Here is a 24,053-nt window from a genome sequence, read left to right on the forward strand (position 1 = left end):
GATCCACGGCCGCGACTGACGCTTCGCCATGACCTGACCAACGAGCCACCAAGCCGATAGTCACTTGATCAACAGCTTTTGTTAGAGCCAGTTAAAGGCGGCACTTAAAGATCGACTGAGTGGAACGATAGCCACCATGTCTAGTCAAGTCTGGGTGTCACTCATATCGTTGGGCGGCGTTGCGCTTGGTGGCGCGCTGTCCTTCCTCATCCAGTTTGCGACGCAACGGTCGGCTGAGCGGACGGAGCTGCGGCGGCAGCAGACCGAGTTGTCGGAGGCCCGGCGCGCAGAGCGGCTTGCGCTGCTGGAGCGGTTCGTCGAGGTCGCGGCCGAGGCGGAGCGCGTGGCCTTCAGCCGGCCGCACGAGTGGGACGACACGACCCCATGGTTCCTCACGGCCCAGGACGCCATGAACAGACTCTGGGTCGCGGAACGGTTGATCCGTATCCAGTTTCCGCTGCCCGTGCACGACGCGGCACGCAAGTACTTCCTCGACCTCAACCGGACCGTGTGGGAAGGCTTGCCCGACGGTGAGAGCGTGCGGGACTACCTGGAGCACAACAGACTGGCCTTTCTCGACGCGGCCCGAGCCGTCATGGGATAGCCCGCTGCGGGCCTCGAAGCTTTTTTACGGGACAGCCCTCAGGAAGGACAATTATCCGAGAGGGGTGCTCTCGGACAGCTGTGGGGCGCCTCACGTACGGGTTGCACCGTCCTTGAGACGCCGGTTGATGGCTGCCGTGAGTCCCGCCATCGCCACGGCGGCCAGGGCGAAGCAGCCACAGACCAGGCTCACGGTCTCAACCCATGCGCCCGGCCTGCCGAACAGCGAGACGGAGAACTGGGACCCTGCGCCGAGCACACCCGATCCTGCGGCGAGCAACCATGTGCCAGGGGTGAACGCAGTCCATGCATTACCCGCAGCCGCAGACCGCGCGATACGCAGTACGACTCGCCCAGCAAGCACCGCGCAGGCGATCGGCGAGATAGCGGCCACCCCCAACAAGAACACCACAGGCAGAACCCAGATACCGGCATCTTCGGACGAGAGGATCATGAGTGCATGACCGCCCGAGCAGCAGGAAAGTTGCCCTGCACAGGACGAGGATCACTGGCAACGCAGAGAGTGATCAGAGTGATCACAACAGGGCGTCTCGCTCTGTGGTTCGTGTCTGGTCCGGGATCAGGTTCCGCGCCGGTTCGGGGTGGCTTCGCCGGTGAGGCGGCGGCGGTGGTGCATGAGCCAGCCGAAAGTTCCGCTCGATCACCCAACGTCGGGGGATCACTTTGAAGCCTGCGGTGCCGGGCTCGCGTTGGACGACTTCGACGTCGATGCCGAGGCAGGCTCCGCGGCAATTGCTTTGGTGGGGTAGCCGGTGTCGGCCCACGCCTTGGTCAAGTGAGGGCGTGCGGCGGCGATCCGGGAGAGCAGGTGCATGCCGCCGACGTTGTCGGAGACGCTGGCCGCGGCGACCCAGATGGCCAGCAGCAGCCCAAGGCCGTCGACACCGAGGTGACGCCTGCGGCCTGCGATTTCCGTGCCCGCGTCGATACCCTGGCCGGCCGCGGGCACGTTGGCGGAGGTCTTGATGCTCTGTGGAGAGGATGGCGTCCATGATGCGGCGCAGGTCGTGCCCGGGTGGGAAACGGGCTGAGGGCCAACTTCACGTCAGGGCCACCCTCCAGAGAACGTATGTGCCTGTGAATGAGCGAACGCTGTAGGTTCCTGCCCGGGGGCATTAATGGATCGTGACTGGGACGACTTGCGCTGCTGGTCGCCGTCGTCGCGTAGAGGCGAGTCACGCCGCTTCGTAGCGGTGCACCCAGCCGCCCCGCCACGTCACCCACGCCGAGTCATCGAGCAGCTGCTCCGCATCCGGCAGACCGGCCAGGCGCAGGAACTCGATCACGTCGCGATCGGCGTGCGCCGTACCGAAGATCTGCCCGCATGCGACCACGCGCCGACCACCCGTAGGCGAGGGCGGATGGACGACTATCGGCACTGGTGCCATGCCCCTCGGGGGCGGCGGACGGTTCAGTCCAGCATGCCCAGCGCGGTGTCGGGCCGACAGTGCGGGCACGGACCGACGCGGTCGGCGAGCGCGCGCAGCGCCTGCCCGCGGCCGACACCCTTCGACCGCGCGCCCGCCATGTGGCAGCCGCCGGCGTGCACGTACACGGGGGCGCGCCCGGGGAGGCCCTGCTCAATGAAGCCGGTCCCGGGGCCGGCGGACGTGCCTGCTCGCCGCGGATCCGTTCGGCTTCGCGCTGCTCGGCGGCGGCCATCGCTTTGTCGATCCGGTCGGCCCACATGGCGTGCCGGGTCCGCAGGGTCGGCAGGGTCCGCAGGCGCGGCAGGGTCGGGCGGCAAAACGTTCAAGCGTTCGGGTCTATGTGTTGTCGGAACGATGGGCTCTGGTCGGCCCCTGAGGGCTCGCGCGACGACCTTGCCCTACGCCTCCGTCTCACCTCCCATGACATTTCCTCGCGGGGCGGCAGGAGTGTGCTTGATGATGGGAAGGTGCAACTTCCCTACGTCTACCGCGTCACCAAGTACGACCCCGCCGACCGTGACGAACACGGGCATTACATCGGCAGTGAGGACACCGTCAGCGATCACGGCGAAGTCGAGACGTCTTGTCTTCAGGCGGTCGCGGCCTTCGCCGAGGACACGGGCGTCGATCACCTGGCCGTACGTGAACCTCAGATCCCGTCCTTGGCGCACTTCGGTGCGGAGCCTCCGGTAGACGGCTTTGGGCTGGACGGGCTCTTCCCTGCCGGCCCGACCGGTTTTCACGACGGGGCGGAAGTACCGCTGGAAATCGGGCTGGAACTGGTGCGTGCCATGTTGCGCGCCAACGGCGCCTGGTGCCGGCTGGAGGCGGAAGGCGCGTTCGCGGTCCATGTGGGATGGGACCAGTACCTCTACATCGGAAGCATCCGGCCCTGCGAGGCGGCACTGGCCCGAACTCGCGCGCTGGGGCTGTTCCCGGAACGCCTGCACTCCTCTCCATACGAGATGGAGACCGATGGCGCGGATGTCCAGCGCCCCGGCGACGACGAATTCTGGGCCGGTCTGCGCTGGGCAGTCGCGGCATGCCGCGCCGGGCTCCTGGAAGAGACGTACATCGAAGGTGCCTCACGGTGGCACCGACTCACCCGCGACACCATCGACACAGTTCGCGCCGGGCTCGCTCCCCGCGCCCGGTTGGCCGTGTGGCCGGACCTGTCCCCCGACGTCGACGCAGTCATCGGTGCCCTCCCCACCGAGGGCCTTGTCGAATGTGTCTGGCAAGAGAAGGATGGCCGGATCCAGAGCGCTGTCGCTGACGAGGACGAGTTCCCGGGGCTGGCCGCCCGGGTATCCGGTGCCGACGCTGCAACGCTCCTGTCCGTGTACGCCGATGAACGTGCGCCTCTGTTCACCGCTGTCATGCCTGACAACGACGGAGTAGTACGGGCCCGCTGGCGGACCGAGCCGACGCCGAGCGACCGGAACTGGGCCCTCCTCAAGACCCTTCACCGAGGCGACATCGTCACCGGCACGGTGACCCGGATCGCCAGCTTCGGGGTCACCTTCGTAGACATCGGCGGCTTCGAAGCGATGATCAATATCCCGGAGCTGTCATGGCGTCCCATCAACCACCCCAGCGACATTGTCTCCGTCGGTCAGGAGATCAACGCCGAAATCCTGGACGTCGACCCCATCCGCGAACGCGTACCGCTGTCCCTCAAGGCTCTGCGGGAAGATCCAATGCCGCTGTTGATCGGGCAGATCAACCAGACGATCGTCGGTCGTGTCACCAGACTCGTACCCTTCGGCGTGTTCGTACGCATCGAAGAGGTGGTGAACGGCTTGGAGGGACTGGTGCACAGCTCCGAACTGGCCGACAGCAGCCCGGATACACCTCCGCTGAGCCTCCAGGTCGGTGACGCCCTACTGGTCAAGATCATTGACATCGACCCGGTCCGGCGCCGAATCACACTCTCGCACCGGCAAGCCACCTCGGAGCTCTGACTCCGGGTCCTGACGAACTTCCGGGAGTAGGCTCTGACAGTGACGCCCGGCTGGACCGCTGGCAGGCGAGACCGGGGGCGGGACGCTTCACCTGAAACGACATCGGCTCGCAGTTCGAAACCGGAGAGAACGACCAACTCGGTTGATCAGGCCACGCACCCGGGATGGCCGTGACGGTTTGAGTTGGCCCCGGAGGCAGTCGTCGATGGTCTTCTTGAACGGGCCCAGCGGGGGGCGAGCGGCGTACTGGCTGCCGCCGTGGCCTTGGAACCGGTGATGCCAACGCCTCCTGCGGCAGGCGCCGATGCACCCCGTACTTCCTCGACAGAGCCCTGATCGACAATCCCTCCCGCCACGAGTCGTGACGGGTCCGGCTATAGATCTCTTCCTTGGCCAAGGACACGGAGCCCCCAACCCGGCAACTATCGGGAGCGTGGCCCCAATGCGCCTCCCGCTGGGGCCGCTCCGGGCCGCCTGGCCCGGGGCCCGCTCAAACAGTCACGGCCATCCGGGAGCTGCTTCGTCCTTCGTCTGGATCCACTCACAAATGGTCTCGATGGCGTCGAGAAGCTCCTCGAAGGTGCGGAGATCACGATGCTGGCGTCGAACCCGACTTGTTGCCACGTCCCCGCACTCAAGCTCCGCTTCACCGCTGCTCCAGACGATGAGCATGGCGACGTGGTCATCCGTTTCCAGCGTCATCCAGGTGCTGACCTTGGTTCGGCCGTCCTCGGGCGACCGCTGGATGCCACCCGTGATTCCGCCCGATCGCAAGCGTTCCTCATGCACGGTGAACCAGGTATGAAGCCTCTGAGGCAGCTCGGCCGGGATACGCCCCACTTCTCCGCTTCGTCTCATAGCTGGGGGATGATTCCCACGGATCGATCGAGCTGGAATGGAGAACCGGCCTGCGTTGGATCCCAGCCCTGGATCCGCGCTTCCCGAATGCTCGCAGCAACGTGATCTGGGCGAGTTGGCTCTGCTTCCACACAACCAGTTACCGGGATGGGCCAGCCCGGTAGCGACGATCAAGGAACTGGCCTGCCCCGTGGGTATTCCTGGGTGCGGCGGTCCCGCTGTCTCGGCCCAGGTTCGGTGCCCCACACCTCAGGGCCGCGGTACTTGTTCAGGACCGATATCAGCAGCCGTCCGCTCCGCCCACTCGCGCACGGTCAGGGCATGCTCTATGCGGCTGACGACGTCCTTCTTAGACGCGGCACCCAAGGTCTCCGGGATCTTGTCGAAAGTGTTGGGAAGGACGTCGAGCAGGCCCCAGATCTGTTCGCCGGTCCTGACGGTCAGCAGTTGCTGGCACCTCCACTGCAGCGGCACCTCGAGACGGTGCCTCAGCCGCTGCACGAGCGTAGGGAACAGGTAGTGCGTCGCCTCTGCGGCGAGGTGATCTTGGAGCCAGTCGACCGGGAGCCGCTGGCTGAAGCCGTGCATGGCGGCCTCCTGTGCCAGGCCCAGGAGCTTAGCGGTGTCGACGGCTCGGACAGTGCAGGGAAGAGTCGGGGTCACGCCAAGGATGATGCCAAGAAACCTCCGCAGGGCCGAGAGGTCAGCGGGTCCGGGATGCTATCTGCCGCCGGGCAGGACCCCAGACTTCCTCGAACTCCTCGGAGGTCACTTGCTCGGGGACGTGGCCTTCCCATTCCGAGACGGGCAGCTCGGCTGTGATCCCGAACCTGCTGTCGTACTCATTGAGGCAGCCTGCTTCGTGGGCCTGCTGCCATTCGTCGAGGGAGGCGGCTGCGATCGATGTCAGCTCAGGCCCTTGGAGTTCGACCTGCCGGGTCACCCAGCCATCGGCGTCGACCTCGAAGTAGAACCAAACATCTTCCTCGTCCCAGTAGCAGCGCATCCATGTGGTCACTGGTCCATGGTGAGGGCTTCGCGTTTCATGAGGTCATCCCTGGTCGTGTCATGTTCTCCGCGAGGGTTTCCCGGGTGGGTGGCTGTGGCGACCTTATGGCCGAAGGGTGTCAGTTCCATGGGGTGTCCGCGCTCAGCACACTCAAGTAGGTGCTGTCCAAGGTCTTTCTCAGGCAGTGGATCTGCTTGATGAGTGCCACAGGCGTGTCGCCGCGGGCTCATGCGGCTTCGTGGGGCGTGGGGCGTGGGGTGGTGAACTGCTGCTACGCAGCGTCCAGTCGCTGCCATGCGTAGGGGCTGGTGAGGGCCTTGCGCCGGATCGCCGGCGTGCGGGCTGCTTGTTCGGCCAAGCGAAGGGCCGAGTTTTGGCTCGCTCCGCCTTGGGTCCTGATCGGGATGTTGTGCCTGAGTGCCCATCGCTCCATGCTTGCGCGGCTCGTGCCTCTCTTCCGAGCGAGATGAGTTTGAACCGCTCCGGGTCTGATGGCGGCTCGATTTCCTGAGAGATAGAGATCGAGTCACGGCACGCCCGTCCCCCTGCCCTGCCGAGCTTCGTGCGCGTGCAGTGCGCATGGTCGCGGAGATCCACCCCCAACTACCCGACCGAGTGGGCCGCGATGAAGGCGGTCGCCGCGAAGCTCGGCATCGGTGCCGCGGAGACCGTGCGGACGTGGGTCCGTAAGTCCCAGGTCGACTCCGGCCAGCCTCCCGGCGTCACCTCTGAGGAGGCCGAGCTCGACCGGCCGTCGAAGCGCTCGTACCCTTCATCGACGCGCACCGCCAGGTGTCGGAGTCGAGCCGATCTGCCGAGTCCTGACCAGCCAAGGGCTGAAGATCGCGACGAGCACCTACTACGCCGCCAAGAAGCGGATCGCCAGCGCCCGGACAGTCCGTGACACCGAACTGAAAACGCAGATCAGCGGCGCCCATACGGACAACCTCAGCGTCTACGGGGTCCGCAAACTCTGGCAGCACCTGCATCGGGAGGGCATACCGGTTGCCCGCTGCACCGTCCGGGACGACGGCCACGAGTTGGGCCGCTGACCTGCTCCAGCGCGATTTCACCGCATCCAGACCGAACGAGCGACGGGTCGCGGACTCGGTCGACAGGCCCGTACAAAATGGAGCTGATCGAACCCCGCAGGCCCTGGCACGGCCTTGCCGACGTCGAGCCCGGCACTGCGGAATGGGTCGACTGGTTCGACGACCAGCGCCTCCACAGCGCGATCGGAAACGTCCCACCCCACGAGTACGAGACTAACCACTGCGCTCAACACCAGCCCCGACCGGCGGCTGGAGTCAACGCATAGAGTTTCCACCAACCCCGAAGCGGTTCACGGCGAGCACAGTGGAGCACCGCCGAACCTTGCGTCCAGTGGTCAGCACGTGAACAGCTGGCAGTAGCGTGTTGGATATGGATGGTCATACGGCACGCGAGCAGAACATTGAGTGGCGCCAGATAGACGACGCCTGGCAGCGTATTGAGTCCTGGCTTGAACGGAACGCCCCGGCGACATTAGCGAGCCTGCTGCCTGGGGCTTCCGAGGCGGAGGTCGAGGAACTGCAGGAGTCGTTGGGCGTGCGGCTGCCCGTCGGGCTGAGGGCGTTGTGGAGTCGGCGGGCGGGTGTGGGACCGGATCCGACGCCTGGATTTATGCCGGGGCGGTGTGTGCTGATGCCGTTCGATGCCGTGCGCCGCACGTATGAGCTGCAGATGCTGCTGCGACAGGATGACGAAGAGGCGCAGCGGCGGACGGGCGGCACAGAGGAGGTCACGGTGTGGCGTCCCTCCTGGATTCCCTTTGCCGCGATGGACGCAGATGCTCTGTCTGGTCTGTGTTTGGACGCTGAGACCGGCAGGATCTGGTACTGGTGTGAGTATGCGGAGCGCAGCATCCAGTTCGAGTCGCTGACGGACTACGTGGAGGAGATGGCTGACGTCCTCGAAGTCCCGTTGCTCGCAGCAGAGGCGCGAGTCGGCCTGATGAACGGGTTCTTGGTGTGGGGGGTGCCGCAGGATGCGGCCGAGCGAGCGGCATGGGAGCCGTTGGCTGGGTGAGGCGTGTGGGGTGAGCGTGCGCACTTGTCTCCTGAGAGGCCTCGACGCGGCCCTTGACTTCGGCGGCCCGGGGGCGCCCTCTGCTCGCCCTGCACCGGCACTTCGGCGAGAGCCGCACCTTCAGCCGCCCGGATCGTGACTTGGACGACCTCTGGCGGATCATCGCACCCTCGACCAACGAGGCCACGGCCACTCCGCACGTCCTGCGGACTTCTCCCAGCACGACTATGTCAACGACAACATCCGCGTCATCCCCAAGTGAGGGGAGTGCGGTTCGGCGTTGCCCCTGACTACGGCAGGCACCCATGAGTGGACCGGGGATGCATTTCGGAATTCCGGCCTGGCCGGAATGCTGCCGGGTTCCGGTGAACGCCTCTGGAGTGCGGCGCCCTGACGTGCCAGATCCCCAGAGCGTCGACGCGACATGGACGTGCTTTTCGGCCACCGCTCCCCATCCGGCTGCCCCACACACCTCCGCCCGGCTTGGATGGCTGGCGTCCAGCTCACGGGGCCGCCGGCACGTTGCGCGCACGCCCCTCCAGTACCTGGGAGGCCGCATGGGCAACCGTCGGCGCGTGAGGGCAGGCCGCTTCCGGCAGCTACCCATGATGCGCGCGGCCTTCAACGACAGGCCCCCGGGCACCCAGGGCACCTGCGATGCAGCCTTACCGATGGCCTCGGCCACCACGATGCGGCGCAGGCGAACGCGACAGGGATTCGAGCAGGCCGGGCTGCTGGTACCTGTCCCCGAAGGAACGCGAACCCACTTCTCTCGAACTTACTTCCGGAGGCTTGCATGGGCGCATTCTTCGCACACCCCAATACCGGGAGTACGGCTCACCCCGCCGTCGACTCCCCCCGCCGCCCGCCGATGGCTCCTTCCTCGCCCGCACGCCCGATGCGCTGTCCAGAGGGCAGATGGGACCTGGCCTTCGCCAGTCCGCATCCGTCGCTGCACCCAGGCGTGCTCAGCTACCGGGGGTTCTGGTTCGCTTCTGGGCTGGCGCGGCGGCGTCTGGAGATCCCGTGCGGACTGGCGACGCTGATCCTCGGGTTCGGGCAGGCACTGCGGATCTCACCCGCGGGTTCCGCGAGCCAGTGCCGCTCGGTCGTTTCCCTGCTGAGCCCACCGAATACCCGCCCGGTGCTGGGTGAGCACTCGGGTGGGGTACAAGGCGTCGAGGTGATGCTCGCTCCGTGGGCGGCATTCGAACTATTCGGTGTGGCCTTGGATGAACTGCCCGATGGGGGCACAGAACTCGCCGACATCATCGGGGTCCGTGCCGAGCGCTTGGCGGAGTGCCTGGCACAGGCGTCGCACTGGCCCGCACGCTTCGCCGTGGTCGACAAATTCCTCTGGCGCAGCCGGACAGCGGGCCGCACCGCCTCGGAGCGAGTGGTCGCAGCCTTCCAACACCTGGAGAGGTCGCACGGCAAACTGGAGATCCACGCCCTGGCGGACAACCTGGGTTGCAGCCGTCGACAACTCGAGCGCGGATTCGGGGAGCAGCTCGGAGTGACCCCCAAACGACTGTCCCGGGTACTTCGCCTGCAGCACGCCGCCTCGCTGCTCGAGACCGGCCGCAGACTCGGTGAGGTGGCGTCCTGCTGCGGGTTCTACGACCAAGCCCATCTGACGCGGGAGTTCACTGCGATGACGGGCCGCTCGCCCTTGCGTTTCCTCGCCGAACGCGAGTGTTCGGGACATGGCACCGATCGGGCCGCCGGCCGGATTACCAGCATTCTGCAAGAAGGCTGAATTTCAGCTTGCGAGCCGGACAGTAGTGCGTTGGAGGAATATCGCAATCAACGCATGTCGCAAAAATCCAATGCCGCTTTCCTCCAATACGGGCCAGGCGACCAAATGGGACGGTGCATCGGCCGACGCAGGTCGGACGATTCACGACGAGAGGAGAGTGACCATGATCCGGAAACTGGAATCCGTCGGGCAGGCGCTGCTCGAGCGCTTCGTGCCCAAGATTTCCGCCTCGGCCCAGGTGTCGCCGCAGCAGTGCTGGAACGCGTGCTGGCAGTGCAACAGGGCCTACGGGTACGGCAACGTGAACGAATGGTGCAGCTACAACGCTCCTTGCTGTGGCACCGCCGGCGGCTACCTGAAGTGTTACTGCTGATCATGTTCTCGGGGCCCGGGGCGCAGCGCCGGGCCCTTCGCAGCTCAAGGATGCGAGGGCCATCGGCCCCCGCTCCGTCGCAGCCGCGCGACCGAGTACGAACAATCAAGCCGGAGGCCGAGGTGGAGCACTACCTCTCGATATGGATCAGAAGCGTCATCGGTCTGCTCTTCCTGGTGTCCGCGGTGAGCAAGGTCTCCGGACGCCGGGCCTTCGACGAGTTCGCCGCCGCTGTCGAGCTGCTGGCCCCGGTTCCCGGAGGGCGCCGGCTGCTCGCTCCAGCCGTGGTGGTTTTGGAATTCGGGGTGTGTGGGCTGCTGGCTCTGCCCGTACCCGGGACGTTTCGGTACGGAGCCTGGCTCTCGACGGGCCTGCTGCTCGCCTTCGCCCTCGGCATCGCGCTCGCCGTGCGGCGGGGAACAGACACGGCTTGCCGCTGCTTCGGACGTTCCACCGCCCCGGTCAGCGGCCGGCACGCCCTGCGCAACGTGGCGCTGGCCGTCCCCACCGGCAGCGCGGCACTGCTCGGTCCCGCCTCCGGCGGCACCCCTGCTGGAGTGGTCCTGACGATCGTGATCGGGTTGACGTGCGGGGTGCTCGTCATCGCTCTCGACGACATCGTGGACTTGTTCCGTCCGGGTGCATGGACCACTGCCTCGTCCTCCGTCACGTTCGCCGACCTCCAAGAGGAGAAACGTCATGCCTCTCGTGATAGCCGCCCTCGTTTTCGTCGGAGCCTTGTGCGTCCTGAATCTCGTGCTGAGCGTCGGCGTGATCAAACGCCTGCGGGACCAAGCCGAGATCCTCAACCGCAGCGGCAGGTCTAGCCCGGCGGTCTCGGTCGGCATGGGCGACGAGATCGGGCAGTTCTCCGCTCTCACGGAAAACGCCGGGCCCGTGGACGACGAGAGCTTGCGGCACGGCGACACCCTGGTGGCCTTCTTCTCTCCGACCTGCCGACCCTGCCAGGAGAAGCTGCTGAAGTTCGTTGACTTCGCCGCCTCGTTCCCTGGCGGCCCGGACAAGGTACTGGCCACCGTCGTGGGCGAGCCCGAGGCAGCAGCCGAGATGCTCGTGCGACTGCGTCCGGTGGCCCGCGTGGTGCATGAATCCAGCAATGAGGACGCGGTGAGTTCAGCGTTCGCGCTCAAGGCATTTCCCGTGGTGCTCGTCGTCTCGCCCAGCCCTGAGCATGGACGCCCCATCGTCACCGCTGAGGAGATCGACCTCGACGTGCCGGTGGTGGCCCGGTGAGCACGCGCCGCCTACCTCTGCGCGGCGGTTCCGGGAAGAGACCGCGGGGCTGCCCCGGGAAGGGAGGCACACGTCTGGCACGTCGACGGATCTTCGCTGCCATAGCCTTGTGCGCTGCCGCCGCCCCGTGGGCCTCGACCGGGTACGCCTTGATCACGCTGACGTCGGGGCTGGTACCGGTACTGGTCGCGTGGATGACCAAACTTTTGATCGACGGTCTCACGCGCGGTGCGGAGCTGAGTACGTTACTCGTCCCCGCGCTGGGCTACGTCCTGGCGGCGGTCCTGGTGGGCCTCGGTCCACTGGGCGCCCGCTACCTGCGAGGGGTGGTCGACCGGAAGGTGGGGTTGCTGACGCAGGATCGGCTCTTCACCGCCGTGGGCCGGCAGCCGGGCCTTGGACGTCTGGAAGAGCCGGCGTTCCTCGATCGTCTGCGGGTGGCCCAGGACGTGGGCAAGACGGTCGCGGGCCAGCTCGCCGACGGGGCGCTGACGGCAGGCAAGTCCGTACTGACCGTGGCGGGGTTCATGGTGTCGCTCGTGGCGCTCAACCCGATGATGGCCATGATCGTCCTGGTCACGGGTGTGCCGTCGCTCGTGGCTCAGCTCGCCCTGTCACGGCAGCAGGCCCGTGCCGTGTTCGAAATCGGCAGGATCGAGCGCAGGGAGGATTTCTACTCGAGCCTGATCGCCTCACCGACTGCGGCGAAGGAGATCCGGCTGTTCGGGATCGGCGACTTCTTGCGACTGCGCCTGCTGACCGAGCGCCGGGCGGCCAACGCGGTCACCCAGTCCGTGGACGCCCGCCAGACCAAAGTGCAGAGCGTTCTGGAGCTGTTGTCCTCACTGGTCTCCGGGGCCGGCCTGGTGTGGGCGGTGGTCGCGGCCCACGATGGCGCGCTCACCGTGGGCGGCGTGACGATGTTCGTGGCGGCGGTCGACGGCATGCAGAACTCGCTCGGGAGCCTCCTGATCCAGCTCGCGGCCTCACAGCGGGCGCTGCTCATGTTCGACCATTACCTTGCCGTCGTCGAGGCCGAACCGGACCTTCCGCTGGCCTCCGAGCCGGTCCCCCTGCCGCCGTTGCGACATGGCATCGAGCTGCGGGATGTCTGGTTCCGCTACGCCGCCGACCAAGAGTGGGTGCTGCGCGACCTGAACCTGTTCATCCCCTGCGGACAGGCGCTGGCTCTCGTGGGTCTGAACGGTGCGGGCAAGTCGACTCTGGTGAAACTCCTGTGCCGTTTCTACGACCCCACGCGCGGCAGCATCCTGTGGGACGGCGTCGATCTGCGCGAAGTTGAGCCCGCGGCACTGCGCGAACGCATCAGCACCCTGTTCCAGGACTTCCAGCACTACGACATGACCGCGGCCGAAAACATCGGCCTTGGCGACCTGCGGCTGGCGGACCGGCGGGATCGTATCCAGGCCGCGGCAGGCAAGGCAGGGATGCACGAGAAGCTCGCATCGCTGCCTCAGGGGTACGACACGATGCTCTCCCGTTCCTTCCAGCGAGACAGTTTTGCGGCGGAAAGTGATGGGGGGACACTCCTGTCGGGTGGGCAGCACCAGCGGGTGGCCCTGGCGCGCGCCTTCATCCGGGAGGGGCGTGACCTGATGATCCTCGACGAACCGTCCGCGGGGCTGGACGCCGCGTCGGAGCATGAGATCCATCTGTCGATCGGCCGACACCGAGCCGGTGCCACCAGTCTGTTGATCTCACACCGGCTCAATGCCGTGCGCGACGCAGACCGCATCGCGGTCCTGAGCGATGGGCGTGTGCTGGAAGACGGCAGCCATGCGGAACTGATGCGGTGCGGGGGCGAGTACGCGCGCCTGTTCGCCCTGCAGGCCGACGGGTACCTCGATGCGCCGAGCCCGTCAGGTCCGGCGGATCCGGTGCGAGCGGCGGTGGCAGGTTGATCGCGGACCGCACGGCAGTCATCGTCGCCGCGCTCGCCCGTCGGCTCGTGGCTGTCACCGTCGAAGGGCCGAGTATGGAACCGGCCTATCGGGACGGTGATCGGGTGCTGGCGATACGGGGCACGAAGCCGGAGGTCGGCCAAGTGGTGGTCGCCGAATCCCCTTTCGGGGTACGAGGCTGGCGTGAGCGGCCGCTCGCAGCGAAGGCCCCTGCGCCCCTGGTGACAGCGCGCCGCTGGATGATCAAGCGCGTCGCGGCCCTTCCCGGCGACATGGTTTCGAGCAGCCTGGTCCCGGCGTTCGCCCATGTGGTTGATGAACAGGTGCCGGAAGGAATGACCGTACTGCTCGGTGACAATCACACGGCGAGCTTCGATTCGAGGGAATTCGGCTTTTTCCCCCTTGAGCGGATACTCGGTGTGGTCAAACGCCCTCATCTTCCGTGCGTTTGTCATCGCCCCCCATAGCCGGAGTCGTCGTCGGCCTCCACGACACCCAGCACAATCACATGCTCTTACAACGCTGCCCGCGCCTGCCCCGAAGCAGGTCGAGGGCAGACCGCGGGTACCGGCCCCCGGCAAGCGTCGTGTGGGATCTTGTTCGTCCTGCACCCGGCATCCAATGGGTGTACCTCCCCCAGGAGCTTGGCTTCAGCTCGGGTATGACCTGCTGGCGGCGCCTGGCCGCCTGGAACGAGGCCGACGTCTGGGTCCGGTTCCACGTCGTCCTGCCGGAAAAGCTGCGGTCGAAGACCCACCTCGACCGGTCGCGGGCGGTGATCGACTCCTCCCACGTGCGGGCCGCTCGGCGGGCCCAAAAGGGTCAGGGCATCCCGCTAGACCAGTAGCCGCACGTCAACTGAACTAACGTGACTGTTCGGTTCGCCCAGCTCGCCGAGCTGCCGCTCAACACCAACGGCAAGGTCGACTCGTAGGGCCTGGGAGCCGAAGTGGGACGGATGTGCTCCAGGCGCGCCGCCGAAGTGGCGGCCTCCGCTGGAGTCCGTGTTCGCCGCCCGCCGACTGTCTGCGCCGTGGGCGCTGTGCCCGTCCACTACCGAGGCCGACATCGTGCGCGAGTGGTTGACGTGGGCGTCGGTCGGGATGTTTTTTAGCGGATGGTCTTCAAAAGGCTGGAGACGCCTACCGGCCCTCGGTGCGGGGCCGGCAGGAATACAAGGTCCGCGAGACAAGCGGGGCGGACGGCCACCCGGACAGGTGGCCGCCCGAGCACTGTCACACGCTGAGGTAGAAGCGCACGGTCGTGCCGTCGTCGCCGGTGTGCACGCGCACCAGGTCGGCCACGTCGTGGACCAGCATCAGGCCCCGGCCGCCCAGCTGGTCGCGCTCCGGCGGGCGGCGGCCGGCCAGCGGATCGGCCAGCCGGCCCGCATCGCGGACCTCACACACCAGCTGCCCCTGCTCGGCCCAGACCGCGAGTGTCCCGCGGCCTCCGCCGTGGACCACGCTGTTGGTCGTCAGCTCCGCGACCGCCAGCTCCACATCCATCAGCCGCTCCCCGGCCAGGCCCAGCCGCATCGCCTGAGCGAGAGCGAACTGGCGGACCGCCGGCAGGTCCTCACCACCGTAGGAGAAGGCCGCGGCGTCCGGTGCAGGCGCAAGCGCCTGGTTGTACCGATCGACGACCGCCTGCCAGTCATAGACGTCGCTGACCGACTCACGTCCATCCCCGCTGATGACGGTCGGGTGAGTGACCTTCGCATCAGCGATCACCTCCGGGTCCAGCCGCACCTCGTCGTAGGGGCACAGGATCGTCACCGCCCGGCCCTCGAACGCGGCGTTGATCAGCGCCTCGTGCTGCGCGCACGCCGGGTACTCCACCGCGCTACGCTCGGCCCAGATCGGCTCGCCGATGATCCGCACACGCCCCTTCGGGTGGGCGTCGGCGAATCCGCGCAACACCTTGGGGATGATCCGCCCCGGGTTGCGGCCGGCCTCGGTCATGTCCAGGAACAGGATGCCCTCGGCGTCCCCGCCCAGACCTGCCTTGACCAGCTCCAGATTGGGGCCGGGCACCGCCACGGCCATCGGCTCGCCGTTGGTCAGGCCCTCGCGCAGGAAGGCCACCGTCTGCCGCGTGTACTCCTGCTCGGTGCGGTAGAAAAGGGCAGGGTGGATGAACGCCTCGTGGGTGGTCACCGTGCTCATCACAGAGCCACCTCGATCCGGTCCAGACCCGGCCAGAACATCTCCAAAACCCGCGGCAGCTGCGGCGGGGGATTCTCGACCACAACCCTCCCGCCGGGCAGCTCCATGGCGGTTACCGCCAGCGCGGTCACCCCGGCCACGTCGACGAACGCCACATCCGACAGCTCCACGTACGACACGCCCGCGTGCCGCCGGGCCAGCTCGGACAGGGCCTGCTCCCAAGACGGGCGAGTGAGGGCGCTGATCTCACCGCGGGCTCGTATCCCGGAACGACCGTGCAACGGGCTCACCTCCAACACGGCCCTCCCGGGCTTCGCCGGGGCGGGCCCACCCACCACATATGGGGCATCCACGCTCCAACTCCTTCACATCAAGCCGTCTGCCGACCGTCCTGGCACGGCCAGAGGAAAAGCTCCTCGGACGGGGCAGTGTATCCAGGCGGCAGACACGCCTGGTCGTGTAACCAGCTCTGACAGAAACGGTTGATCATGTGATGGTTGGCTTGCCGGTTCGTTGGTCTGAGTTGGGGAACCGCCAGGCGCGGCCGTGGATCGTGTCGGACGAACTGTGGTCGCTCATCGCGCCGTTGCCGCCCGCGCCTGCTCCCAAGCAGGTCGAGGGCAGACCGCGGGTGCCGGACCGGCAGGCCCTGTGTGAGATCTTGTCCGTCCTGCACACCGGCATCCGGGGGGAGTACGTGCCCCAGGAGTTGGGCTTCGGCTCGGGTATGACCTGCTGGCGGCGCCTGGCCGCCTGGAACGAGGCCTGTGGCCATTGCCGACGGGGAGGTGCCCCAGCGAGCGCTGCCGGCGGTGCGAATCTCGCCCAAGGCCGTTCTGACGACCAGAGCCCCGGTGATGTGCCTGGAGGCGTCCATGAAGGCCTGCTGTCAGCGCTCGGCGGTATCGGCCCGCTGGTAGATGCCGGGGATGCCGTCGCGGTCGTCGTCGCGTGTCTCCTCGCCATGAAGGCGCCGGTAGACGCCGTTGCGCCGCTTGATGAGAGGAGCCGCCAAGGCTGCGGCTACGAGAGAACCGGCCAGAACCGCTGCGCGTGAACAGGGGGACCGCGACGCCCGCGGACACGGGGTGGAGCAGGTGGGAGGCCCGTTCGGCGGGGGATGCGGTCTCGCCCTTGCCTCGTGTGGTGCGCGGGATCAGGCCGATGGCAACGCCGGTGACGGTGGCGTGGACGCCGCCTTTGTACATGAGCGCCCAGGTGACGACGCCGAGTGGGACGTACCACCACCAGTCGCCGTCGTCGACGACCTCGGCGCGATCCTGATCTCGCCGCTGAGATGACGGCCAGTCCCGCGAAGGCTCCGCCGAGAAGGGTGAGCAGGAAGGCCCGGAGCGAGGCGGGCAGGTGGGTGCTGAGGACGGCGAGGACGGCCAGTGCGAAGGCGATGTCGGTGGCCATCGGCACGGCCCAGCCGTTCAGGCTGCCTCCACCGGCTGCGACCGTGGCCACGTAGACGGCGGCGGGCACGATCATGCCGAAGAGGGCGGCTATGACCGGCAGTGCCGTGGTGGCGGGGGTGCGCAGCTCGCCGACGACCAGTTCACGTCTGAGCTCGATGCCGGCGACCAGGGGAACCCCTCCAGGGCATCGACATGAGGGCGTGAGACCGGTCTACACGTGCCCGCCAGGCCGCATTTTCCCTGCTGGGGCGCGTATTTCGGGCATGACGAGCGGGCCCGTCCATACCAAGGCGTCAGGTATGGACGGGCCCGCTCAGGAGCCGGGCCGCGGGGGCGGTCAGACGGTGGTCTTCACCGACTCCTGGTCTTCGTCGTCCTTGGTGATCTCATCGGCGTTGCGAGCGCGGACGAACTCCAGGAAGGAGTTCAGCTCTCGCTTGACGACCGGGGCGAGGAGGTACAGGCCGATGATGTTGATGACGGCGAGCATGAAGAGCACCGCGTCGGCCATGCCGATCAGGGTTTCCAGCGTCAGCAGGGAGCCCGCGACCGCGAACAGCGTGTAGAGCACCTTGAAAGTCAGCTCGCTGCCCCTGCTGCGGCCGAAGAGGTACGTCCAAGCTTTGAGGCAGTAGTAGCCCCAGGTGAGCACAGTGGAGATGGCGAACAGCATCACCGCGATGGTGAGGATGTACGGGAACCAGGGCATCACGGTGCCGAAGGCGTCGGAGGTGATGGTGACACCGCCGATGGACCCACCGTTGCTCTCGCGGGCCTCTCCCCAGCTGGCCGGGTTGGCGATGACGATCGTCAGCGCGGTCATCGTGCAGATGATGACGGTGTCGATGAACGGTTCCAGCAGCGCGACCAGGCCCTCGCTGGCGGGGTGCTTGGTCTTGACCGCCGAGTGCGCGATCGGGGCGGAGCCGAGGCCGGCCTCGTTGGAGAACGCGGCCCGCTGGAAGCCGATGATCAGCGCGCCGAGGACACCGCCGGCGACACCCTGAGGGTTGAACGCACCCTCGATGATCGTGCCGATCGCGGCCGGCACGGCGGAGACGTGAACCAGGATGACGACCAGGCAGGCCACGATGTAGATGCCGGCCATGGCGGGCACGAGCCTGCTGGTCACGTTGGCGATCGAGCGGATGCCGCCGAGCAGCACGATGCCGACGAGGGCGGCGATCAGAATGCCGAAGAACAGCGCACCGGCAGAGGAACCCATCAGGCCGTTCTCGCCCCCGGTGACGGAGACGAGCTGAGCGTAGGACTGGTTGACCTGAAAGAGGTTGCCGCCGAAGAGGCCGAAGAACAGGATCATGAAGGAGGCGAGAACGGCCAGTATCTTGCCGAGCGTCTTGCCGTTCTTGCCGAAGCGGTCGGCCAGGCCCTTGGGCAGGTAGTGCATCGGGCCGCCGGAGACGGTGCCGTCGGCGTGCACCTCGCGGTACTTCACGCCCAAGGTGACCTCGACGAACTTGGTGGCCATGCCCAGCAGACCGCACAGGATCATCCAGAAGGTGGCGCCAGGGCCACCGATGGAGACGGCGACGGCCACACCGGCGATGTTGCCGAGGCCGACAGTGCCTGAGACTGCGGCGGTCAGAGCCTGGAAGTGGTTGACCTCACCGGCCGACCCCTTCTCGTCGTACTTCCCGCGCACCACGTCCACGGCGAGTTTGAATTTTCTGACCTGCACCAGCCCGAACCAGGTGGTGAAGACCAGACCTGCGATGACAAGCCAGGCAACGATGAGGGGCAACTCCGTACCGGCGACGGGGACGGAGTAGAAGACGACGTCCCCGAGCCAGGTGGCTATGGGTTCGAAGAATCCGCTGACAGCCTCGTCGACGGAGGTGGTGATGGAGTCGAGTGACACGGTGGCTACCTCGATGGCGCAGGGCCGGCGCCGGGGGGTGCGCCGGAAGATGTGCGGTCTTTGAGCGAACGCCGTTGTCCGATCGGCGACCCTGGGCTGACGTACCGCGGACTCGGAACGTGATCACCCTGGTCGTACTGCCGGTGCGTGCCGGCCGCTCCGAGTTGTGGCGAGGGGTGTAGCCACCTGCGGAGTTGCGCAGTTCTACCACGACCTTTGCGGTTTCTTTAGTGACGCAGGTCACATCACCATGCGTAATATTCGAAAGTCCCAGCGAACGAAATCAGACCGTTATTCAGATGGCCTGATCCGTTCATCGGACACTCATCCGCGATCGCACCGCAGGGCCCACGCCATCCCGTGATCCATCCATCCGCCTCAAGACCCTTCTACGTGCGGACCGAACGGTGACTCCGAGGGCAGGCCTACCCTGAAGGGCACACCATTGCCGGTCCTTCAGAGCCGGGGCATGGCGCGTCGTGGCCCTCGACTCGACCGCGCCCGACGAACGCCTCCCCGACCTGGCCTCCGCTCACGCCAGCGACGGCACCGGGCGCCCCACCGGTCCGGTCTGGAACCTTCACCCTGGCTACGTGCTACGTGCTACGTGCTGCGTCCGCAGGACCGGGTCGTCCTCGCCGCCACCCGCCAGGGCCTCGCCGACCTGCTCGGGCGACAGCTACGGATCCGCTCACGCCGCCCGGAGGCATAGGCGCATCTGCCCGTTTTGCCGCCTCCACACCCCATGTCCGATGCAGTACGTCGCTTGAATCGATGCGGGTCGGCCGGGACGCCTGGACGGTAGTGCCCGCCCCTGCCCCACACTTCGCGGTTGCCTGTCAGGACACATGGGCCAAAGGCGATCATGACGTCATGTGTGAGCACCGCACACCGGCGGCAGGGAAGGCGACTTCCATCTCCTCCTCCATCACGGCGAAGAAGCGCCGCCCATCGGACGACTGCCGGGACGTCGACCAGGCGTATCCCCTGCACGGGGCCATGGCCGTGTGCAGAGCATGGCGGCCGAGTCCCTGTCCTTGCCAGTGACTGGTGACGGCGATATTGGCTACGTATCCGATGCGGCACACAGGGCAGACCTGATACTCGAGGCAGCCCACCAGGCGGTGGCCCGAGTCCCGGACGGACACGGCCTGGCGGCCTGCGGGCAGCCCCGGGAACACGCGCTCGAAGTACACCTGCCGATCCACTCGGTCAGCCCCTGTCCACGATGCCTGGTCGGCCGATCTCAGCGGCAGCCGTCCATGTGAAGTCGCGGTCGGCGCTTGTCCGCTCCCTCGTGGAGCGGAAGAGGCTCGACGCCGACGTCCGGATGGAGCAGCCCCCGTCAGACATCCAAGACGAATGACCCGGGAGCGCGGCAAGAAACCTCGCAAGAGCACCCGAGTGGCGCAAAGGCGAACCTCATGCTGGACCACGTGTCGGCAGGACCCCGCTCATCCAACGGTTACGGCGCCCTGGCAGGCGCCTCCTCGTCCTATCGTCGCTCGGTTCCCGTGCCGCTGCCGTGCCCTGGCCCGCCCGGGCACGGGTGTCAGGGGTGCCGACGGCGTCGGCATCGACGGTCTCGGCCGTTTCCTCCGGCCGTCGCGGCAACGGAAGCGTAGAGAGCGGTGGGAACGGCCAAGAACACCGCGAGCTGCCCGTACGCTCCGCTCCACGGGCTGTTCGCCCACATCAGCGCGACGACTGCCGCCGCCAGGAGGATGAGCCCGCCGACGGTCTCGGTTCGCAGCGCGCGATGGCCTACCGCTCAGGCCATGGCGGCAGGCCGGGAAAATCCGCGCCCCTAGGCCGCCGACCAGACTTCCCGGCGCATCCCACGCTCCTCTCTTGTCTCGCTCCTCACACCGAATCGAGCCGTGGCTCAGCTGTCGCCCACAGGCCCTACGGCCGGACGCGGGGCTCCTTCGACTCGTGCTGTCTCGTCCCTCCGCTTCTCCCCCGGCTCTGAGGGCTGTGCGGTCCGCCGCCGGTCCAGACGGGTCACCACTGGCCCGGCCGTGACACCGTGCAGCACGACCGACACCAGCACCGTGAATGTCACCACCGCCCATAGCTCTCGCTCGGGAACCGAGAAGTCCTGCTGCCCCAGCGCGTAGGCGAGGTAGTACAGCGAGCCGATACCGCGGATCCCGTAGCCCGCCACGACCCACCGCTCCCAGCGCCTCAAGCGGCCCCCCAGCAGCCCGGCCCACCCGGCCAGCGGCCGGACCACCAGCAGAAGCAGCAGCCCGGTCGCGGCGCCCTGCCAGGTCAGCGGTGCCAGACCGCCCAGCGCGATGAACGCGCCCAGCAGGAACAGCAGCGTCGCGGTCAGCAGTCGCTCGACCTGTTCCACGAAGTCGTGCAGCACGTTGTGGAAGCCATGGGCGCGCTCCGCCGCCCTGACCGCGCAGGCGGTGGTGAATACAGCGAGGAAGCCGTAGCCACCGGCGAGTTCGGTCACCCCGTACGCCAGGAAGGGGTTGTGGATATGTAAGGGAGCACGGCTGACCTGCGGTCTCACAGGAATCACGCGGGATATCACGACACTTGGCGTGCCCGGAGTAGCCCCAGGTCACCCCGCGGATTCCCCGATCTCGTGCACCGCCAGGTGCCCGGGAGTGCCCGGAATCCGACGATGCGTCAGAACCAAGGGTCGCGTCCTCATGCCGCCCTCATGGGGCCGCGACGCCAGGACGATACGGGGCTGATCGACCTCGTCGGCAGCCTTGACGACCGCGACGCCTACCGGGAGACGGAGGCGAAGCGCCTGTTCCTCCACGTCCGCCACGGGCACTGCAACTCCCCTATCGCCGGGTGCACCCGGATTGAGCGCGGCGGGGAGCTCTCGCTCCCGCCATGATGTGATTCACGCCCACGAATGGGTCAGCCGCCTTGACCCGGCCACACTCTTGGTGATATCGGCGCCGAGTTGATCACGTTGGTGTGCTGGCCGGCGCCTCTCGAGTCGCACCAGCTCTCGAAGTCGGAGGGCTCAGAGGTACGAACCAAACTTCAGGTGCATGCCGCCCAGGTGCTGACCTAGCCTTCTCCGGCCGACGTTGCCTCATCGGCCAGCGCGCGCTTGGCCTGCTTCAGGCATCGTCCGCAAAGGCGCGCGCACGGCCTGGCCAGCTAGAAGCTGTTGCGAACGGCTGCGAACTGAACATCTTACGTGCATGCGTTGAGAGTTGAGGGCCGAGCCGTTGCAGGTGGAGGCGTTCGCGGGTCTGCGGATCCGGCACAGTTCGAGGACTTGCTGCGGGTGATGCGGGAGCGCGACGGCAATGGCCCCGCCGGCCGCCGCCCATGCACTCGGCCGTTGGCTGAGCGGGTGTTGCTGCAGGCCGCCTCGGCTCATCGGGCAGCTTCTGTGCGTGCCCTCAGGTCAGCGCAGGCCATCCGTGTCGTCGCACTCTTCGCCGACTGGGAGTGGCTGACGCTCGCCCCCCAGGGTCTCGCCGTAGATGACCGAGGAGACCGCCCTATCGTATGCATCGTTGAGGCCGTTACCGCTTGTGCCGAGCAGGTTCTCCCAGTCAATTCCCATACTCTAGAGCCTATCCGCACCGCTTGAGTCTCGACGATGAGGGACAGTGCGGATCTGCGGCTGCACGGCCTGGAAATGCACTGCTTGACGCGGTTGTCATGCCGTCCGAGCCAGCGCCATCGATCTGCGCGCCGTGTTCGGTTCACTGATGCGGCCTCTACGGCAGAGAACACCCGTGAGCGTCAGCGGGCGATCATGCGGCAGCTGTACGAGGACCTCGACGCGCGAATCTACGGTGCTGACGGCCACGCGGGCTGATTAGCAGCACGCAACCGGTCGTTCGCTCCTGCTGCGGGGCCGCGAGTTCAACCCAGCCGCCCGCAACAGCGTCATGCGCCTGGGTCTGTGACCTCTCCGGCCGGCTTGTTGCGGACATCACGCATCCGGACGTCGAGAGCGGCCTGGGTCTCAGGGTCGAGCTCGTAGTCGCCGGCGGTTTCAGGGTTGACATCCAGCGCGTGAGAGCGGAAGGCCTCCCGCTCAGCGGAGAGTTGCTGGATGGTCTGGGTGATCCGGTGGATCTTCTGGCGCAGTCTCTCCCATTCCTGCTCGGCGAGGGCGAGCTCGGCGAGCTGGCTCTGGATCTCAGCCTCGTTCTCGCGGGCGTAGTTGTCGCTGACCAGTGTGATCAGAGGGACTCCGAGAGCCCCGGCAGCGGTGACCGCCTCGTCGAGCCTGACCGCGCGAGTCTGCTGCTCGATGCGCGTGATGGCGGTGGAGTCAACGTTCGTGCCGAGCAGTGCGGCCATACGGCGCGCTAGCTCTGCCTGGCTGATGCCGAGGCGTTCGCGTTCTTGACGAAGTCGGCGGGCGAAAAGGTCCCCGGGCAGTGGGTTCATGGCGGTTTGGTACTTCCTGGTCAAGATCGCGATCGACGGGGTGCGTGCGCATGGCCCGCCCCGAAATCGAGCAGGCCAGCGTCGCAGCAGTACTGGAGCGGCACATTACACATCCCGCACTGCGGATTCCACAGGCGTCCGCCACGGCCCTGCGGTCGCGCACCGCGGTGCCGATTCACCTCGTTTCCGAGCGCTTTTCGACGCTTTATCGATAGACCCTTTGGCATGCCTCTGCGACCCGGCATTTGAGTGGGGTAGGTTAGTCACTGCAGATGCGCACTTATGCGAATCGAGAGGGGGCGATAGCATGCCACCGACCATTCCGGCTTCTATCGCTGACCTCCCAGGTGGACGAGCTGCGCTTGTCGCCTTGAGACTCACTGTCATGCCACCGAATGACTCGAAAGGCGAGAGGAAAGAACCGTGAAGCAGATCCACGAGGCAGCCGTCCTCACACAGGCCTCCCTGCCGAGTGCAGCCTGGGACCTGACCAGCTTCCTACAGAACGCCAAGTCCCAGATCCAGCTCTGGGGCGGTCTTCTGCTCATGCTGCTCGGTGCTGTCGGCCTGGTCTGGGGCGGCGTGCTTTTGATCAAGAAGCTGATGGCCAACCCGCAGTCCGCGGGCCAGCAGCAGGGCTGGGGCACGATCGCGCTCCTCATTCTCGTCGGCGGAGCCCTGGGCACTGGCGGGTGGTCGCTGATCTCGACGGTCGGTTCCGGCGGCCAGCAGACCATCACGGACCTCGGCGGCGGCACGGTGATCGTCCAGACCGTTGATCAGTTCAGCAGGCTCCTGAGCGGCCCCTCCAAGTAAGAGGCCGTGACAGACCGTGCACACGACCGGAGACAAAGGCGTCGAGCGAACCGGGTCGGTTGAGGTGCAAAGGCCTCCTCCGGCCCGGTTCGCCATATCCGGGCCCGCAGCACGGTG

25 protein-coding genes and 6 pseudogenes are annotated in these 24,053 nt (G+C 66.9%); 15 read left to right on the forward strand and 16 right to left on the reverse strand.

What is annotated here, in order from left to right; all coding sequences use genetic code 11:
* Nucleotides 1-136 precede the first annotated feature (136 nt).
* Nucleotides 137-604, forward strand: a complete 468-nt coding sequence (locus ACWDZ7_RS29505) for a hypothetical protein (RefSeq protein ID WP_451801130.1) — start codon at nucleotides 137-139, stop codon at nucleotides 602-604.
* A 90-nt stretch (nucleotides 605-694) separates the two neighbouring features.
* Here ACWDZ7_RS29505 and ACWDZ7_RS29510 read toward each other — a convergent pair whose 3' ends face one another.
* From ACWDZ7_RS29510 to ACWDZ7_RS29525, 4 genes and pseudogenes are all read right to left on the reverse strand, one after another.
* Entirely contained in the window at nucleotides 695-1,057 is a 363-nt protein-coding gene (locus ACWDZ7_RS29510; RefSeq protein ID WP_451801132.1) for a hypothetical protein, read from the reverse strand.
* Nucleotides 1,058-1,183: 126 nt separating this feature from the next.
* Nucleotides 1,184-1,597: pseudogene (locus ACWDZ7_RS29515) on the reverse strand (transposase); the annotation flags it as partial.
* A 202-nt stretch (nucleotides 1,598-1,799) separates the two neighbouring features.
* Nucleotides 1,800-2,012: a hypothetical protein gene (locus ACWDZ7_RS29520; protein WP_451801133.1), complete on the reverse strand. Its 213-nt coding sequence runs from the start codon at nucleotides 2,010-2,012 to the stop codon at nucleotides 1,800-1,802.
* Nucleotides 2,013-2,035: 23 nt separating this feature from the next.
* A complete protein-coding gene (locus ACWDZ7_RS29525; RefSeq protein WP_451801331.1) occupies nucleotides 2,036-2,152 on the reverse strand; it encodes a DUF6233 domain-containing protein in 117 nt (38 codons plus the stop codon).
* Between the two features lie 1,281 nt (nucleotides 2,153-3,433).
* Between ACWDZ7_RS29525 and ACWDZ7_RS29530 the strand changes: the two genes are divergently transcribed.
* Nucleotides 3,434-4,018 carry a S1 RNA-binding domain-containing protein gene (locus ACWDZ7_RS29530; protein ID WP_451801333.1) on the forward strand — a complete coding sequence of 195 codons (585 nt, stop codon included), beginning with the start codon at nucleotides 3,434-3,436 and terminating at the stop codon, nucleotides 4,016-4,018.
* A 498-nt stretch (nucleotides 4,019-4,516) separates the two neighbouring features.
* Here ACWDZ7_RS29530 and ACWDZ7_RS29535 read toward each other — a convergent pair whose 3' ends face one another.
* The 3 genes from ACWDZ7_RS29535 to ACWDZ7_RS29545 form a co-directional block, all read right to left on the reverse strand.
* Nucleotides 4,517-4,858 (reverse strand): hypothetical protein, encoded by a 342-nt coding sequence (locus ACWDZ7_RS29535; protein WP_451801135.1) that lies wholly within the window; start codon nucleotides 4,856-4,858, stop codon nucleotides 4,517-4,519.
* Nucleotides 4,859-5,125: 267 nt separating this feature from the next.
* On the reverse strand, nucleotides 5,126-5,539 hold the full coding sequence (locus ACWDZ7_RS29540) for a hypothetical protein (RefSeq protein WP_451801136.1): 414 nt from the start codon (nucleotides 5,537-5,539) through the stop codon (nucleotides 5,126-5,128).
* 40 nt (nucleotides 5,540-5,579) lie between these two features.
* Entirely contained in the window at nucleotides 5,580-5,894 is a 315-nt protein-coding gene (locus ACWDZ7_RS29545; protein WP_451801137.1) for a hypothetical protein, read from the reverse strand.
* Nucleotides 5,895-6,541: 647 nt separating this feature from the next.
* Here ACWDZ7_RS29545 and ACWDZ7_RS29550 point away from each other — a divergent pair.
* The 10 genes from ACWDZ7_RS29550 to ACWDZ7_RS29595 all read left to right on the forward strand — a co-directional run bounded on the left by ACWDZ7_RS29550 (nucleotide 6,542) and on the right by ACWDZ7_RS29595 (nucleotide 14,107).
* Complete coding sequence (locus tag ACWDZ7_RS29550; protein WP_451801138.1) at nucleotides 6,542-6,937, forward strand: IS3 family transposase; 396 nt, start codon at nucleotides 6,542-6,544, stop codon at nucleotides 6,935-6,937.
* A gap of 77 nt (nucleotides 6,938-7,014) precedes the next feature.
* Nucleotides 7,015-7,203, forward strand: coding sequence for an integrase core domain-containing protein (locus ACWDZ7_RS29555; RefSeq protein WP_451801140.1), 189 nt, complete (start codon nucleotides 7,015-7,017; stop codon nucleotides 7,201-7,203).
* A 104-nt stretch (nucleotides 7,204-7,307) separates the two neighbouring features.
* Nucleotides 7,308-7,952, forward strand: a complete 645-nt coding sequence (locus tag ACWDZ7_RS29560) for an SMI1/KNR4 family protein (RefSeq protein ID WP_451801142.1) — start codon at nucleotides 7,308-7,310, stop codon at nucleotides 7,950-7,952.
* 964 nt (nucleotides 7,953-8,916) lie between these two features.
* The gene (locus tag ACWDZ7_RS29565; RefSeq protein ID WP_451801143.1) at nucleotides 8,917-9,711 is read left to right on the forward strand and encodes a helix-turn-helix transcriptional regulator; all 795 of its coding nucleotides are present in this window, start codon (nucleotides 8,917-8,919) and stop codon (nucleotides 9,709-9,711) included.
* Between the two features lie 163 nt (nucleotides 9,712-9,874).
* Entirely contained in the window at nucleotides 9,875-10,084 is a 210-nt protein-coding gene (locus tag ACWDZ7_RS29570) for a hypothetical protein (RefSeq protein ID WP_451801339.1), read from the forward strand.
* Nucleotides 10,085-10,134: 50 nt separating this feature from the next.
* Nucleotides 10,135-10,911 (forward strand): MauE/DoxX family redox-associated membrane protein, encoded by a 777-nt coding sequence (locus ACWDZ7_RS29575; RefSeq protein ID WP_451801334.1) that lies wholly within the window; start codon nucleotides 10,135-10,137, stop codon nucleotides 10,909-10,911.
* A 19-nt stretch (nucleotides 10,912-10,930) separates the two neighbouring features.
* Nucleotides 10,931-11,338, forward strand: coding sequence for a hypothetical protein (locus ACWDZ7_RS29580; protein ID WP_451801144.1), 408 nt, complete (start codon nucleotides 10,931-10,933; stop codon nucleotides 11,336-11,338).
* A gap of 149 nt (nucleotides 11,339-11,487) precedes the next feature.
* Nucleotides 11,488-13,260, forward strand: coding sequence for an ABC transporter ATP-binding protein (locus ACWDZ7_RS29585; RefSeq protein WP_451801145.1), 1,773 nt, complete (start codon nucleotides 11,488-11,490; stop codon nucleotides 13,258-13,260).
* Nucleotides 13,257-13,727, forward strand: coding sequence for a S26 family signal peptidase (locus ACWDZ7_RS29590; protein WP_451801146.1), 471 nt, complete (start codon nucleotides 13,257-13,259; stop codon nucleotides 13,725-13,727). Before ACWDZ7_RS29585 ends, ACWDZ7_RS29590 begins: the two co-directional genes overlap by 4 nt.
* A gap of 194 nt (nucleotides 13,728-13,921) precedes the next feature.
* Nucleotides 13,922-14,107, forward strand: a complete 186-nt coding sequence (locus tag ACWDZ7_RS29595) for a hypothetical protein (RefSeq protein WP_451801147.1) — start codon at nucleotides 13,922-13,924, stop codon at nucleotides 14,105-14,107.
* Between the two features lie 388 nt (nucleotides 14,108-14,495).
* Here the strand turns inward: ACWDZ7_RS29595 and ACWDZ7_RS29600 are convergent, their stop codons facing one another.
* The gene (locus tag ACWDZ7_RS29600; protein ID WP_451801149.1) at nucleotides 14,496-15,428 is read right to left on the reverse strand and encodes an anti-sigma factor RsbA family regulatory protein; all 933 of its coding nucleotides are present in this window, start codon (nucleotides 15,426-15,428) and stop codon (nucleotides 14,496-14,498) included.
* Nucleotides 15,428-15,718 (reverse strand): STAS domain-containing protein, encoded by a 291-nt coding sequence (locus ACWDZ7_RS29605; protein ID WP_451801336.1) that lies wholly within the window; start codon nucleotides 15,716-15,718, stop codon nucleotides 15,428-15,430. The genes ACWDZ7_RS29600 and ACWDZ7_RS29605 overlap by 1 nt, the downstream gene beginning before the upstream one ends.
* A gap of 203 nt (nucleotides 15,719-15,921) precedes the next feature.
* On the opposite strand from ACWDZ7_RS29605, the pseudogene ACWDZ7_RS29610 reads away from it, so the two are divergent.
* Nucleotides 15,922-16,194: pseudogene (locus ACWDZ7_RS29610) on the forward strand (transposase); the annotation flags it as partial.
* Nucleotides 16,195-16,317: 123 nt separating this feature from the next.
* Here the strand turns inward: ACWDZ7_RS29610 and ACWDZ7_RS29615 are convergent.
* The 5 genes and pseudogenes from ACWDZ7_RS29615 to ACWDZ7_RS29635 all read right to left on the reverse strand — a co-directional run.
* A pseudogene (locus ACWDZ7_RS29615) lies at nucleotides 16,318-17,018 on the reverse strand (Na+/H+ antiporter NhaA); the annotation flags it as partial.
* Between the two features lie 168 nt (nucleotides 17,019-17,186).
* Nucleotides 17,187-18,728 (reverse strand): alanine/glycine:cation symporter family protein, encoded by a 1,542-nt coding sequence (locus ACWDZ7_RS29620; protein ID WP_451801151.1) that lies wholly within the window; start codon nucleotides 18,726-18,728, stop codon nucleotides 17,187-17,189.
* 863 nt (nucleotides 18,729-19,591) lie between these two features.
* Complete coding sequence (locus ACWDZ7_RS29625; RefSeq protein WP_451801153.1) at nucleotides 19,592-20,164, reverse strand: GNAT family N-acetyltransferase; 573 nt, start codon at nucleotides 20,162-20,164, stop codon at nucleotides 19,592-19,594.
* A 209-nt stretch (nucleotides 20,165-20,373) separates the two neighbouring features.
* Nucleotides 20,374-20,516 (reverse strand): annotated as a pseudogene (locus tag ACWDZ7_RS29630) (Na+/H+ antiporter NhaA); the annotation flags it as partial.
* A gap of 97 nt (nucleotides 20,517-20,613) precedes the next feature.
* Nucleotides 20,614-21,210: pseudogene (locus ACWDZ7_RS29635) on the reverse strand (cation:proton antiporter domain-containing protein); the annotation flags it as partial.
* 210 nt (nucleotides 21,211-21,420) lie between these two features.
* On the opposite strand from ACWDZ7_RS29635, the pseudogene ACWDZ7_RS29640 reads away from it, so the two are divergent.
* Nucleotides 21,421-21,643 (forward strand): annotated as a pseudogene (locus tag ACWDZ7_RS29640) (hydroxymethylbilane synthase); the annotation flags it as partial.
* A gap of 476 nt (nucleotides 21,644-22,119) precedes the next feature.
* On the opposite strand, the gene ACWDZ7_RS29645 reads toward ACWDZ7_RS29640, so the two are convergent.
* Nucleotides 22,120-22,281, reverse strand: a complete 162-nt coding sequence (locus ACWDZ7_RS29645; RefSeq protein ID WP_451801155.1) for a hypothetical protein — start codon at nucleotides 22,279-22,281, stop codon at nucleotides 22,120-22,122.
* Between the two features lie 329 nt (nucleotides 22,282-22,610).
* Nucleotides 22,611-23,120 carry a helix-turn-helix domain-containing protein gene (locus ACWDZ7_RS29650; RefSeq protein ID WP_451801157.1) on the reverse strand — a complete coding sequence of 170 codons (510 nt, stop codon included), beginning with the start codon at nucleotides 23,118-23,120 and terminating at the stop codon, nucleotides 22,611-22,613.
* 423 nt (nucleotides 23,121-23,543) lie between these two features.
* Here ACWDZ7_RS29650 and ACWDZ7_RS29655 point away from each other — a divergent pair, with 423 nt between their 5' ends.
* Nucleotides 23,544-23,936 carry a hypothetical protein gene (locus tag ACWDZ7_RS29655; protein WP_451801159.1) on the forward strand — a complete coding sequence of 131 codons (393 nt, stop codon included), beginning with the start codon at nucleotides 23,544-23,546 and terminating at the stop codon, nucleotides 23,934-23,936.
* Nucleotides 23,937-24,053: the final 117 nt, after the last annotated feature.

Source organism: Streptomyces sp. NPDC003032 (assembly GCF_053591415.1).